The sequence below is a fragment of the Candidatus Aquarickettsia rohweri genome, assembly GCF_003953955.1.
GTDB lineage: Bacteria > Pseudomonadota > Alphaproteobacteria > Rickettsiales > Midichloriaceae > Aquirickettsia > Aquirickettsia rohweri.
In genome coordinates this window covers 1-14172 of the sequence record NZ_RXFM01000023.1, presented here as the reverse complement: position 1 = coordinate 14172, position 14172 = coordinate 1, and the positions used below count along the sequence as shown (strand labels likewise).

The window sequence follows — 14172 nt, the reverse complement described above, 5'->3', positions numbered from 1 at the left end:
CTTCTTTCTTCTTCGCATTCTTTCACTCTTATTGGTATAAATTTATTTTTTACTGTATTTCTTTTATTTCCTACAAGAATTCTGTGCCATTTATAAAATGTACTTCTCGGCACATTCTTTTGCTTACAAAATTCATATTTACTTACATTACTTTTTTTATATTCTTCTACTAGCTCTTTCCATTTTTCATTACTTATTCTTTTTTTCTTTTTTTCTAATAGCATCATTAGCCTCTATTTTTTTAGGCTTTTGTTCTACCACTTATTTTTATTCTTGCCTAGATGCCCTTATTTTAGCGCTTACCTTGCAATAATATCTGGTGGCTTAACTCACTATACAATTGGTACAGCACCGGGTTATTTTTCGATAAGTGGAATTAAAGTAAGCAAATGGTGTAAACTTGGTCTTTATGTAGCTACAGTGAATCTATTAATTTGGTTCATAGGTTATTTAATTTGGTGGAAAGTAATTGGCTGGTATTAACCCGAGCTGCAGATAAGAATTGCTCTATAAAGAGCTAGAATGCCACTATACGACAATATTTAGCACAGTTAGAAACAACGATATAGTCATTGCGAGGATGCTATAAGCATCCGTGGCAATCCAGTAAAGCATCAACAAATATAAATGCAATAATAGTTATGGATCACCACAGTCGAGCTAAAGCTCTCCTTCGTGATGACTGTTGAGAGATACACCTCTTCATAATTATAAGATTTGCTATAAATTTCTTATTTCTTATCTCCAGTTCGGGTTGGTATTAGGTTTTTTACAAAAATATTGCTGTTTTTTAATGTACTTTATGCTTTGGTTTAGATATAGGTCGTTTAAAGATATTTCTTAAAAATCCAGGAGTAAGTGTAGAGAGATAATTAGCTTTAACTTTTATATCTTTATCTATATATCCATTCATATCAAACAATGTGCTTAAAATTGCACCTTCATTTTTAGGCCCAGAAAAAAGATTTAAAAAAGGTATTTTATTAAATATAGTATTAAAAATATTTTGAGGGACAATTATACCTTTTGAATTTAAGTACTTAGTTTTTAAATCAATATTACCACTTAATTTTAGTGCTAGTAGCTTTGATTCAGCTATGCAGTCATTAAATTCTAAATATTTATCATTGTATTCTATAGGACATTTTAAATTATAAAATTTTATTCCTTTATTTTTTATAATACTTTGTAATGTTGAAAATGGAGTTGTTAAAGTAAGTAAATTCAATAATGCAGGTATTTTAGTAACATAAAATTGATTTAATGCTATAAAACCTTTGAAATCTTTGTGTGTCTCAAAAATTCCTTTAATTTCTAAGTCACCATCAGTTATATTGTTTGTTATATCAAGGGCTTTAAAAATTGTGCCTGCATCAGAAGTAATAACTGATAACACTGGGAAATTATAATATATTCTTATAATATGATTTTGATCAGTCAATGCTGATAGATTTATGCTTTTGCTTCTTTGATTATTAATTGAAACAGTAACATTATGGAGATTAATATTATTTCTTAGTAATATATTATCTAACTTAGCATTAAAAGTAAAAAAGCCACTTGTGCTTAAACTATTAGTGCTTAATTGTTCTATTAAAACCTTGGGATTAAAATCACTAAAATCTGCTTGAATTCCATTTAACTCTATTTTGTTTATATTCTCTACCTTATCATAATTTAAAGTTATACCTTGAACTTTATTTTGTAATACGTTGCATTGAAATTTTACTAATTCATTAATTTTATTATTGATAATTCCAGAGCCTGAAAAATCCTTATTAGGAATTTTAAATTCAAATTTTGAAATTTTTGTTTCATCATCCCAGTGATTAATAAATTTAATATTTAATTTTCCAGGTAATTTTTGTTTTTTTACTATACTTAATTGGCTAATATTTACTGAAGTATTGAATAAATTAGCCCAAAATTCAGAAACAATATTTTTATTATTAGCTTTTATTATGCCTTTTACATTGATTCTATCAGAAAAAAATTCAGAAAATGGGAATTTAATTTTATGAAAATATTGTAACTTATCATTTATATCTATTTCAATTTTATATTGTCGCTTATTTGTAATAGAAAGATTTGCGTTGATAAATAGATTAAGCAATTCATTGATTTTAGCCTTTCCTTTTATTAGTAAATTATCATTTAACAATTCAGCTTCTAATTCACCATTAGTAAGCTTATAATTATGATAAATATTATCTATAACAACATTAGATAATTTAGACTTGAGGTTAAATTTTAAATCCTCAAAATCAGGTGTTTTATAAAGAGGTACTATGAAATTGATTATAGTATCTGCCTGTCCATTTATATCTCGTAATTTCTGGAATTTATAATGTGCGTATCCTAAATTTAACTGATCTTTGATAGTGCTGTTGATATTAGCATCAAATTTCATTTCTAAATTTTCTTGATTAAGATCTTCAAGTTTAGCTGTGATTTTTTTTATATAGTTATTTAAAATTTTACCGTTTTCACCTGTAATTACTAAATTGGTTGGTGAAAATTTAACTTCTAAATTCTTAATGTGTAAATTAGGTGTATTCTTTAGATATTTTATATTTACATTATTTAGAAATATTGAAGTAACTATTGGTTTCTTATCTACCTTATTAAGATCACTAGATAGTTGTATCTTAGTTATTTTACCACTTTTTAAGTGTTCTGAGAGCCATAGATGTACTTCAGGTAATAAATTATTTGACCATGTATCTAGAACTTTACTTGCTAGCAAGTTTGGAATATCTACATTCGTAAATAATTTTTGATTTTTATAGTTAATAGTACCTTTTGTAAATTTTATATCATTCACATTAGCGTTTAAATCAGAAATATTAATTTGATTGAAGTTATTTAAAATTTCTCCTTTGAATCTTAAATTCTTAATATTGAGATCTTTTGTAAAAAATTCATCATTTTTTACATGACAAATTTTATTTTGTTGAAAATTGAAATTTATTTTTTCTATGAAATTTAAATAAGAGGCGTTGGTGTCAAAATATAGTTGAAAACTTGGGTTAAATTTTGTTTTTCCAATAGCAGTGTATTTTATTGAATTGTTAGATGAAATAGTGCCGCTAATGTTTAAAGTCTGATTAGAAATAATTTTTATGGCAATATTTAGATTAAAATTTAGCTCCCCTGTTTCTATTAAAGAGGTGATTAAAATGGTATCAATATTATTGGAGGTGGCAAATTTAAAATCTAAGATTTTTAAATTTATTTTATAATCATTTCCATTAGAGTCGTTTAAATCTAATATAAAGTTTTCATTAATAAAATTTAATGTATGTTTAATATTTTTATATTTTTTAATTAAATTGATAAAATTTCCTAAAGGAATTTTATCTTGCTTATTTGATATATTTGTTTTGGAAGGATTATATTTAAATACTGAATTATTATTATCTATAATAATTCCTCTAAATATATTATTTGATTTATTTAACAATAAATTTAAAACATCTAACTTTAATTTTAATGTAGGTGCTGTGAAAAAACCTTTGTTTTGATAATTTAATTCTAGATTATTAAGATTAAGCGTAATTGAAAAATCTTTCCAATTAAGGTAAACACCAGTATCAATTTTACTGATCTTTATTCCAGGAAATTTTAACTCAATTCTATTTTTTACTAAATGATCTACATAGCTAAAATGTTTGGGTCCTGAAAAACTAATGTATGCTATAAAGATTGTGGATGTTATTAATAAGGCAATTAAAAAGTACTTTAAAAAATATAGCAATTTTATAGTATAGTATTTGGCTATTAATTTTTTAGAATCATTCATTAACTAAAATATCTTTTATAAGATTATTCTTTAGAGTAAAATTACCTGCTTTTGCCATTCTAAAATTACTTTTTGATAAGTTACTATCATTTATCGTTAAATTTGTTAATTCACTTTTAGAAAAATTAACTTTATACAAATAAGAATTGTGGATTGCTGAGTTATTTATAATTGCTTGATATAATGTGGAGTTTTTTAAGTTACTAGATAGTATATAGCTGTTTGATATTTCCGCTCTTCTGAAATTAGAACTGTCTAAATTGCATAACCTTACTATAAATTCCGAAGCATTACAGTCTTGAAATAAAGCATAATCCATTTTGCTTTTATTAATAATAATTTTTGATAAATTTGCTTCACTAAAATTTGCTGCCTTTGCAGTCATTTTATTAAAGTTTGCATTAGATATAATGCAATTTTGAAAATTTGCTGCAAATATATGGCTATTTTCGAAAGTAACTTTATCAAAAGTACTATTGCTCCAATCTATTGCAGCAAGATTACTGTTTTCTATAGTAAGATTGTAGAAACGACTGTAACAGAAAAAATTTAAATTCCAAAATAGATTAAGCGCATATACATTGCTAAATAATGTATAGTTAAATTTAGTTTTGACTATTTTGGTATTGTTGAAGTTACAGTTATCAAAATGAGAATTAGAAAAATTTGATGAAAATATTTTAGTATTTAATAATTTTGTTGATAAAAATTTTGCATTTTTTGCATATATATTACTTAATTTACTATTTGATAAATCAGAATTAGAAAAATTTGACCTGCTTAAGTCATAATCAATAAATATTGTATTATTTAATAATGCATTATTAAAGTTAGCTTCTTCTAAAAATGTATTTACAAATGTGCAATCTGTTAAATTTGAATCTGAAAAATCTGCTTTATATAGAATAGTATTAGAAAAATCTAGCCCAGATAAATCTAATCCACTAAAATTATTTCCAAAATGTTCAACTAAATTAATAGGTTGGCCTGAATTTTGAGATAATTTTAAAAAACTTTCAATTTGTGGTTTAGAAAGATTAGATTTATTAGATTTTATTGCTTGCGTTAAATTCTGTTTAGAAGTGTTTTGCATAAGTTTAAACTTTCTTAAGACTGATTCAACTGTATCAGGGTCTTTAGCTTTTTCATCAGCAAAAGATAAGTTAATAAATAAAAATAAAATTAAGCTCAAAAAATTCTTATTTAAAAAATTCATATTAAATATAATTTTCAATATATTTTTCAGCAATTTGCACTGCATTAAGTGCAGCTCCTTTCTTTAAATTATCAGATACTATCCACAAATTTAAAATGTTATTTGTAGTATCTTGTCTAATTCTTGATACTAAAACTTCATTTTTTCCCATGCAATCTATAGGCGTAAAGAAATCGTATTTACTTGTTTTATTTGTAATCACTCCTTTTGACTTATTTAATAAACTATATGCTTGAGATACTGAAAGGTTTTTGGAAAACTCAACGTTAGCTGATATACTATGCCCAACAAAAACAGGTACTCTGACGCATGTAGCAGTTACATCTATGTCGTTAGATAATATTTTTTTAGTTTCATTTATTACCTTTATCTCTTCTTTAGAATATCCGTTTTCTGTAATATCATCAATTTTAGGAATTAGATTAAATGCTATTTTTTCTCTTTGATTGCTTTCTGAAAAAGCATTAACTAATTTATTTTTTGTTTGTGAATATAAAGCATCCATTGCTTTTTTTCCAGCACCAGAAACAGATTGATATGTTGATATTACTATTCTTTGGACGTTTGCGAAATCATGTAGATTTTTTAATGTAACTACAAGAGGAATAGCAACACAGTTTGGATTTGCTACAATTTTTGTTTTTGTAGCTAATTTTAGAGAATCTAAATTTACTTCTGGTACTATTAATGGTACTTCTTTATTCATTCTAAAATGTGATGATAAATCTACAACCAATTTTACCTTAGTACTTACTTTTTGAATATATTCTTTTGATACATCTACATTAGTTGCAAAAAAAGCAAAATCAATATATTTAAAATCAAAACCTGATAATGGTTTAGTTTTTAATTTTTTATTTCCAAAACTAACCTCTTTTCCAATAGATTTTTCAGAAGCAATGGCATGTATCTCTTTAATATTTATTATTTGAGATTCTGTTAAAATATTTAGAATTTCTCTGCCAACATTGCCTGTAGCACCAATAACAGCTATATTATATTTCATATGTCGAAAAACAAATAGGTTTTAAAGTCATATTATAATAACTCAAATTGAAAGCAAAGAAATTTAAATTTTGTTAAATAAAAGTTTTATTAGAACTTTATTATTTGTCTTTTTAACTTTAAGAATTCCATTATGGATTTTTATTATAAATTTTGCAAACAATAATCCTTTACTAGAAAGCAGAATATCATTTATTATTGTTGTTTTTGGAAAATCAATTCTCAATACAGCCTTATCAAGTTCATCTAGGTTTAAATTTCCTTCTAATGTAATAGCTACTTTTTTTAATTTTAAATCATCTTGTGTATTTATAGTAACAAAATTAACATCACAAGTTTCATAAAATTTACTAATCAATTCAATCAACATTGTTTTGATTAAGTTAGAATTTCCTAAAATTTTGAGATCAGATATAAAACAGTTTTTTAAGAATTTACAATGAATTTTATGATTTTTTAAATCTTTGTTAAAATCTTGAAGTAATGATTTTATAGGTAATTGAGATGATTTTTGATAGATATTAACATTATTATAGTTCTTATATAGTGATTTTTTATATTCGATTTTTATAACTTGATGATACAAATTTTTTAAATCTTTTACTTCTGCAACATTTGGTTTGCAATATTCTAGTAATTTTTTAGATGTATTAACTATATTATATATATTGCTGCTAATATTTTGAGATAGTACAGGTATTAAGTTAGATATTATTTTTAACTCATTAGTTAACTCTTTATCAGATTCTATAAGGTAATTCAGATCTTTAATTTTTTCTAAAAATTCATTAATATTTAAGTTATGATCACTAGTATAATAATCAAATAGCTTTTCTTGTTTTCTAATTTTTAAATGTAATGCATATAATATTATAGAAGTAAATAACGTGATAACTAATACTAATATAATAACTAAAAATAAATATAAGTTATTTTTTACGATTGAGAAAAAGCTATAAGGTATAAATTTACTAGGTTCAAAAAGAAATATTAAATCTTTATAATTAACGTTATATGAATTAGTTGAGTTATTATTTATAATTTTATTTATTTGTTTAGATTCTTTATTATAATTATTATTGTGGCAGTCAATTTGATGTTGTTTATTAGTTAATTCTATTGCATTGTTTACAAATAGTAGATTACATTTTTCATCAAATACAAAAATATTTCCTGGATAATTAATGAAATTATTAAGATGATCCTTATTTAAATGAACTAAGAACATGCCAGGAAAATCTTTGTTTTTATTTTTTATGCCAAATGCAATAGAGAAAATATAGTCATTTTTTAATAAAAATTTATTTGTATTATCAAAAATTATTTTCCAGCTATTGTTTTTTGCATTTTTCATTAAATCATCGTAATTATTAGAGTTTTGATTGTATTTTTCAATACCACTAAATCTATCTATTTTTATATTTGAATTATTATATAGGTATTGTATTAAAAGAGGATTATCATTTTTAGTAGCAATATCTAAATGATTTTCATAATAATCAATATATTTAGAAAATACTGAATTAATTTTTTGTGGGCTCTTATAATTATTTTCAACAATAACTCTACCTAATATATTTAACAGAATTTCAATATTTTTTATTTTTTCTTGAAATTTTTTATTTGTTTTATAAATCTCTGAAATCTCTATTTTACTTGTATAATCATTTTTTTCGTTAGGATAAAAATTCATTAAAAATAAAATTAATATCAATAATATAACACTTAATATTAGTAAAATAATTTTTGTAATATTGATTAATCTTAAAGAATTAAACTCACTTATCATGATTTATTTTATCAATAATTTTATAGTCACATAAAAAGTGCTAAAGATCGTTCTCTTCAATACTTTTTACATTTTTTATACTTTTCTTATGGTGATCTTTTTTAACACTAAAAGGATAAAGAATCAATCTAAAAGCCAAAAATATCAATAATGAGAATACTGCAATAATAAAAATTATTATTAATAAAAGTACTTTAAACAACTTGAGTTTACTAAATTTAAATCACTATAAATTTAATTATTAACTTAAACCTAAAAGAATTTCAATTATGATTTAAAGTATTAATAGTTTTAGTCATTCTATTGACAACTTCTTCTTTTGATAAAATTTCTAACGTTTGATATATAGGTGGTGAATTAAAAGTTCCTAATGCACCTGCTCTCAATGTTTTCATAATAATTGGTGATTTTATTTTTAATATTTTTGCTAAAGCTTGACATTCATTTTTAAGTGTTTCGGAACCCCAATTTTCAATTTTTTCAATAATCATCAATAATTTTTCTAAAATTTCTTTAGATTCTTTTAATGCTAATATTTTTTGAGATTGTTCATCTGTAGGAGATGAATAAGAGATGAAAATATTTGCTAAGTCTACTAAATTATTAATAGTTTGCCCTCTTGATTTAATTAGAGGAATTGATTTTTTTATTTTTTCTAAGGTATTGTTATTTAGTAATGTAGGATCAATTTTTTTAATTAGTTCTTCATAAATAACGGTATCATTTAATGATTTAATGTAATGTTGATTTATAAAATTTAACTTATCAATATCAAATCTAGCAGGAGATCTGTTAATTTGATTTAAATCAAAATTTTCTAAAGCTTTTTGGATACTGATTATTTCTTCATCTCCTAAACTCCAACCTAATTTTAGTAGGTAATTGAAAATTGCTTCTGGTAAATAACCTAATTTATTATATTCATTAACATCTATTGCACCATCTCTTTTAGACATTTTATTACCATCGCTTCCATGAATCAAAGGAATATGAGCATAAATTGGTTTTTCCCAATTTAATGCATTTAGAATTTGTATTTGCCTAAAGGTATTAGTTAAATGATCATTTCCTCTTATTACATGTGATATTTGCATGTCATGGTCATCAATAACACATGATATATTATACGTGGGAGTGTTATCTGAGCGCATAATTACCATGTCATCAATTTCACAATTATTTACTTCTATTTTTCCTAACACTTTATCATTTAAAATTATAGCGCCTGTTAAAGGTGTTTTCAACCTTACAACCGGCTTTAAATTATTATTAATTCTATTAGAAGTCTTATCTCTCCATTTGCTTATAAATTTTTTTCCTGGGTTGTTTTGTTTAAAATTTTGAATTTCTTCTTGTGTAGCGTAACAATAATAGGCTTTCTGTTGTTTTAATAAATGATTAATAATTTCGATATGTTTATTTTTGTTTTCTGATTGAAACACTATTTCATCATCCCAATTTAAACCTAACCATTGCAAACCTGATTTTATTGAATCAACATATTCTACTTTTGAACGTTCTTTATCTGTATCTTCAATTCTTAGATAAAATTTTCCTTTATTTTTTCTTGCGAAAAGCCAGTTAAAGATTGCTGTCCTGATTCCACCTATATGGAGTTTTCCTGTAGGGCTTGGAGCAAATCTAGTTCTTATGTTCATGTGTATATGGTGCTGAGTAAAATTTAGGATGTTGAAAAGAGAAAAATCTACTATCAAACTTTTGATTATACTTTATATTTTTAAACTGCAAAGTATAATCTTCTGTATCATTATTTTTTATACGCACTTCCTTTAACTGTATGGGATCTTGCAAAAAAATCATGTTAATTTTTGTTATTTTGTCATCTATCTTTTTTTCAATATACATGTGAATGTTATTATTATTTAGACTAATAGTATTAACTCTATTATTTAGTTTAATATTCTTTTCAGAAAGTATCTTAAAAAAATAATTATCTTGTTTTATATAGGAAATTTCATCAAGTTCATGATTATGATACATTATGTTGCCTCCTCTTAAAATTATAGTTAATCTTTTTGGAGTAAGATAGTCAAATTTTAGCATACCTGGTTTAGATATGTATAATTTTCCAGTTGAAAACTTTTGATCTTTTGATAATGAATACTGATTAAATTCTGCAGATAAAGTTTCTATATTATTAAAATATTGTTCAACTTTATTTATCAAATTTAAGTTATTGGAATATGATAAGAAAGTTGACGTAAAATATATTATTAAAAATAAAGTTTTTTTCATTAAGTTTTTAAATTTACTTTGTTTATTAATTAGTACAAGTTAATTACAATATGCACAACTTATGTTAATATTGTTTTGAGTTTATTTAAATATCTTAAAAAATAATAGTATGCAAAAGGAATCTGAATTAATTTTTATTGGTAAGCAGATAATTGAAGATGAGATTAATGGGTTAATGGACTTAAAACAGTCAATTAATTCAGATTTTTATAATGTAATAAAAAAAATTATTAATAATAAAGGAAGACTGATTTTAAGTGGGATGGGTAAGAGTGGATATGTTGCTAGAAAAATTTCTTCCACTTTATCATCAACAGGGACGCCTTCATTTTTTATACATCCTGCGGAAGCTGGTCATGGTGATCTTGGGATGATTACTAAGCAAGATATTGTGGTTTTACTTTCAAATTCGGGTGATACTTATGAGTTAAATACGATTATTGATTATTGTAAAAGGTTTAATATTTTTATAGTTGGGGTAACTAGAAAGCATAATTCTGTTCTTAGTAAAATATCTGATTTGCCTATTATTTTACCTAATAGTAAAGAGGCATCTGATATAGATGCTCCATCAACTTCTGTAATAATGATGATTTCTTATTGGGATGCCATTGCAATTTCTTTGCAAAAAATTAGAAATTTTTCTAAAGAAGATTTTAAGATTTTACATCCTGGTGGTAAAATTGGTGCTAGATTATTAAAAGTATCAAAATTAATGCATAAAAATGAATCTATTCCAACAGTGGATATCAATAACTCTGGAATTGAGGTGATAATTGAGATGACAAAAAAAGGCTTTGGTTGTACTGGGGTATTAAATGAAAATAAAGAGTTAATCGGCATTGTTACAGATGGTGATTTGAGGAGGCATATTGATATGGATTTTAAAAATGTTTGTGCAAAAGATATTATGAGTGATAAGCCTTTTGTTGTTGAAAAAGATATTTTTGCATCACATGCACTATATGTTATGAACGAACGTAGTATTACTCAGATTTTTATTATAAAAGATAAAAAGCCAATTGGTATAATTCATATGCATGATTTAATAAGGGCAGGAATAGTATAGTGAAGCATAAAAAATTTGTAAAATTATGCCTTATAATTATCATGATAAGTATGATAGTATCTGTTATTGTCAATTATTATAATAATATATTGGAATCTGAAAATATATTTATTAATGAAGGTAAATCTACAAAGTTATTTAAATCAAAATATGAGACTTCAATCACAAATCCTGAATTTTTTTTTAGAGATAAGAATAATAGAGAAATAACTTTTAAGGCTAAAAGTGCCAATAAAGTAAATTATCTTATAAATTTGACATCAATATTAGGACATATTAAATTAAATCAAAATACAAATTTTGATTTTTTGGCTGATAATGCAGTTTTAAAAATGGATACAAAAAAAGTATTTTTAAATGGTAATATAAAAGCTAATAATAATGATAAATTTAAAATATTATCCAATAAAATATTAATTGATTATGATAATTATATAATTTCTTCTGATCAAGCAATAACTATAAATTATCATAATATGGAATTAAAAGCTTTTGGATTTAATTTTAATAATAATAATCGAATGTTAAAATTTACTGAGGGGGTAAAGGTTAAGATAAAGTAGAAACAAGAATCTTTTAATTTGTTTTAAGGTTTATCGAGCAGTTTATTATCTTTTGCATTTACAGCTATTTCATTATTGTCAAGGTATACAGTTCGAGTAGGGAATGCCATTTCAGCCTTATTATTTTCAATTATTTCACTAATTTTTAGTAACACATCTTGTTTTACACCTTGATATTTAATCCAGTTGGTGGTTTTTGTAAATGTATATACCATAAAATCAATTGAAGACTGGTTAAATTGTGTAAGATTTACTATTATAGTTTGATCAGATGCAATTTCATCATGATTCATTAGCATATCTTTTACATTTTTTATTATTTGTTTTACTGAATGAATATCACAATATCTAATTCCAATAACTTCTTTAATTCTCCTATGTGACATTCTTGAAGCATTTTCAATTACTATAGAATTGAAAATAGAATTTGGTACATATAGTGGACGTTTATCAAAAGTTCTTATTTTTGTTAATCTCCAACTAATAGCTTCAACTGTTCCTTCAATATTTTTATCAGGAGATCGAACCCAATCACCAATTTCAAAAGGTTTATCTAAATAAACCAAAGTAGCTCCAAAAAAATTTGCAAGCAAATCTTTAGATGCAAAACCTAATATTATTCTACTAACACTACCAAGGGCTAGTAACCCGCTAATATTGATTCCAGAAGTTTCAACTGTGGTGAGTAATACAAAAATAACAACTAATATTTTTAATATTCTGCATAAGGTGCCAATTGGAATATTAGTTCTGTTTGCAAGGTCATTTGCTTTTTTTGAGTATAGTTCATATTCATGAACTATTTTAAATAAAAATACACCTAACAAAGCAATAAAAGCTATTTTTCTAGCTAATAAAACTGAATTTAAAATATCGAAATTTAAAAACTTATTAATTAACACTACTATATAAGAGGCCGCTAATATCCAAATGAAAATTTTTAAAGGAGTTTTTATTGAATTAATAAGTGAACTATATAAGCTTTTAGTATGTTTACTTTTACTAAATTTACGATAAAATTTATTTATTAATTTACTTAGGATAAAAGCTACAACTAAAATTACTGCGATTTCTCCCAATATATACATGGTAGAATTGTTTTTTAGTAATAAATCAAATAACAAGGTGCTGGACATAATTCAAATTTTAATTTACACAGAGAATTATTTTATTTTTTTATAGTTAATATTATTTAGTAATATTATGCAATAATCATTTTATTGTAAATTCTAGTTATTAAAGTAATTTTTGTTAAGAATATAAATCAAAAAGTAAAGAAAATATATATATGTGTGGAATTTTTTGTTTAAATAGTACGAAAAACATTGTAAGGAAAGTTATAAAAGGGTTACATTTTTTAGAGTACAGGGGATATGATTCAGCTGGAATTTCATTTATTGATGATGGTGACAATCTAAAAGTAGTTAAAGCTTTAGGTAAAGTTCTAAACTTAGAAAATAAAGCAAACGAACAGCCCAGTGATGGTAAAATTGCTGTTGGTCATACTAGATGGGCAACTCATGGAAAAGTGAATTTACAAAATACTCATCCAATTTCAAATAATAATATAGCTTTAGTGCATAATGGAATAATTGAAAATTATAAAGATATTAAGAATAAGTTAATAAAATTAAATTATAAATTTTATGGTGAAACTGATACTGAAGTAATATTAAATTTAATTCAATATTATATAGATTTAAAGCATAGTAATTTTGATGCTTTTAAAAAGGCAATTGATGATATTATTGGTAATTATGCAATAGCAGTTATATTCATTCAAGATCAAAATAATATTTACTGTGCTAAAAATGGTTCTCCACTAGCAATTGGGTTAGGTGAACATGAGAATTACATAGCATCAGATATTAATACCTTAGCTTATTTTATAGATAAAATGGTAGTTTTACAAGATGGTGATATAGCTGTTATATCTAAAGAAAATTATGAGGTATTTGGTGGAAATAGTAAGCAGAGAATTACAAGAAATGAAAAAATAGTCAAAAAAAAGCAAATAGATAATAATTTAGGAAAATTTCCAAATTATATGCTTAAAGAAATTAGTGAACAGCCTACTATATTAAAAAATATTTTACAAAGTATGGTTTCTAGAGAGTATGTTGACAATTTAAGTTCTATAGATTGGGTTAATGTTAGTAAAATTTCTATAATTGCATGTGGAAGCTCTTACAATGCAGGTATGGTGGCAAAATATTGGTTTGAGAGTTATGCTAAAATTCCAGTTGAAATTGATTTTGCCTCAGAATTTAGAGCTAGAAATGTAATTTATGATAAAAAAGGAGTTTATATTTTTATTTCACAGTCTGGAGAAACTTTAGATACACTATCTGCACTAAAGGAGGCAAAAAAGCAAAATGTCACAACAATTGGATTGATTAATAATTTGAACAGTTCAATTGCAAATTTATCTGATTATTTAATTCCTATTGAAGCTGGTGTAGAAACATCTGT

General features: G+C 24.2%; 12 protein-coding genes. 4 read left to right on the top strand and 8 right to left on the bottom strand.

Annotated features, from left to right (window positions below):
- Positions 1–227 (bottom strand): IS66 family insertion sequence element accessory protein TnpA (gene tnpA / locus EIC27_RS02455; RefSeq protein WP_205702313.1); only part of this gene is annotated, 227 nt, incomplete at its 3' end.
- 46 nt (positions 228–273) lie between these two features.
- Here tnpA and EIC27_RS02450 point away from each other — a divergent pair.
- The gene (locus tag EIC27_RS02450) at positions 274–483 is read left to right on the top strand and encodes an anion permease (protein ID WP_162298306.1); all 210 of its coding nucleotides are present in this window, start codon (positions 274–276) and stop codon (positions 481–483) included.
- A gap of 307 nt (positions 484–790) precedes the next feature.
- On the opposite strand, the gene EIC27_RS02445 is transcribed toward EIC27_RS02450, so the two are convergent.
- The 6 genes from EIC27_RS02445 to EIC27_RS02420 all read right to left on the bottom strand — a co-directional run bounded on the left by EIC27_RS02445 (position 791) and on the right by EIC27_RS02420 (position 10068).
- The gene (locus EIC27_RS02445) at positions 791–3802 is read right to left on the bottom strand and encodes a DUF3971 domain-containing protein (protein ID WP_126044567.1); all 3012 of its coding nucleotides are present in this window, start codon (positions 3800–3802) and stop codon (positions 791–793) included.
- Positions 3795–5018, bottom strand: coding sequence for a pentapeptide repeat-containing protein (locus EIC27_RS02440; protein WP_162298305.1), 1224 nt, complete (start codon positions 5016–5018; stop codon positions 3795–3797). The genes EIC27_RS02445 and EIC27_RS02440 overlap by 8 nt, the downstream gene beginning before the upstream one ends.
- A 1-nt stretch (position 5019) precedes the next feature.
- Complete coding sequence (locus EIC27_RS02435; RefSeq protein WP_126044565.1) at positions 5020–6024, bottom strand: aspartate-semialdehyde dehydrogenase; 1005 nt, start codon at positions 6022–6024, stop codon at positions 5020–5022.
- A 63-nt stretch (positions 6025–6087) separates the two neighbouring features.
- On the bottom strand, positions 6088–7812 hold the full coding sequence (locus EIC27_RS02430) for a hypothetical protein (RefSeq protein ID WP_126044564.1): 1725 nt from the start codon (positions 7810–7812) through the stop codon (positions 6088–6090).
- Positions 7813–8075: 263 nt separating this feature from the next.
- Positions 8076–9470, bottom strand: coding sequence for a glutamate--tRNA ligase (gltX, locus tag EIC27_RS02425; RefSeq protein WP_126044563.1), 1395 nt, complete (start codon positions 9468–9470; stop codon positions 8076–8078).
- Positions 9454–10068: a LolA family protein gene (locus tag EIC27_RS02420; protein WP_126044562.1), complete on the bottom strand. Its 615-nt coding sequence runs from the start codon at positions 10066–10068 to the stop codon at positions 9454–9456. The genes gltX and EIC27_RS02420 overlap by 17 nt, the downstream gene beginning before the upstream one ends.
- Before the next feature lie 109 nt (positions 10069–10177).
- Between EIC27_RS02420 and EIC27_RS02415 the strand changes: the two genes are divergently transcribed.
- Together EIC27_RS02415 and lptC are read left to right on the top strand one after the other, a co-directional pair.
- Positions 10178–11137 (top strand): KpsF/GutQ family sugar-phosphate isomerase, encoded by a 960-nt coding sequence (locus EIC27_RS02415; protein WP_126044561.1) that lies wholly within the window; start codon positions 10178–10180, stop codon positions 11135–11137.
- 50 nt (positions 11138–11187) lie between these two features.
- Positions 11188–11700: an LPS export ABC transporter periplasmic protein LptC gene (lptC, locus tag EIC27_RS02410; RefSeq protein WP_162298304.1), complete on the top strand. Its 513-nt coding sequence runs from the start codon at positions 11188–11190 to the stop codon at positions 11698–11700.
- Between the two features lie 23 nt (positions 11701–11723).
- Here lptC and EIC27_RS02405 read toward each other — a convergent pair whose 3' ends face one another.
- The gene (locus EIC27_RS02405) at positions 11724–12836 is read right to left on the bottom strand and encodes a mechanosensitive ion channel family protein (RefSeq protein WP_126044559.1); all 1113 of its coding nucleotides are present in this window, start codon (positions 12834–12836) and stop codon (positions 11724–11726) included.
- Between the two features lie 152 nt (positions 12837–12988).
- Between EIC27_RS02405 and glmS the strand changes: the two genes are divergently transcribed.
- Positions 12989–14172, top strand: a 1184-nt coding sequence (gene glmS, locus EIC27_RS02400) for a glutamine--fructose-6-phosphate transaminase (isomerizing) (protein ID WP_126044558.1), incomplete at its 3' end; no start/stop codon positions are given.

What these genes read in the sequence shown, in the direction of transcription:
- EIC27_RS02445 (WP_126044567.1), bottom strand. Translation starts at nt 3,802, where the DNA reads ATGAATGATTCTAAAAAATTAATAGCCAAATACTATACTATAAAATTG.
- EIC27_RS02440 (WP_162298305.1), bottom strand. Translation starts at nt 5,018, where the DNA reads ATGAATTTTTTAAATAAGAATTTTTTGAGCTTAATTTTATTTTTATTT.
- EIC27_RS02435 (WP_126044565.1), bottom strand. Translation starts at nt 6,024, where the DNA reads ATGAAATATAATATAGCTGTTATTGGTGCTACAGGCAATGTTGGCAGA.
- EIC27_RS02430 (WP_126044564.1), bottom strand. Translation starts at nt 7,812, where the DNA reads ATGATAAGTGAGTTTAATTCTTTAAGATTAATCAATATTACAAAAATT.
- gltX (WP_126044563.1), bottom strand. Translation starts at nt 9,470, where the DNA reads ATGAACATAAGAACTAGATTTGCTCCAAGCCCTACAGGAAAACTCCAT.
- EIC27_RS02420 (WP_126044562.1), bottom strand. Translation starts at nt 10,068, where the DNA reads ATGAAAAAAACTTTATTTTTAATAATATATTTTACGTCAACTTTCTTA.
- EIC27_RS02415 (WP_126044561.1), top strand. Translation starts at nt 10,178, where the DNA reads ATGCAAAAGGAATCTGAATTAATTTTTATTGGTAAGCAGATAATTGAA.
- lptC (WP_162298304.1), top strand. Translation starts at nt 11,188, where the DNA reads ATGATAGTATCTGTTATTGTCAATTATTATAATAATATATTGGAATCT.
- EIC27_RS02405 (WP_126044559.1), bottom strand. Translation starts at nt 12,836, where the DNA reads ATGTCCAGCACCTTGTTATTTGATTTATTACTAAAAAACAATTCTACC.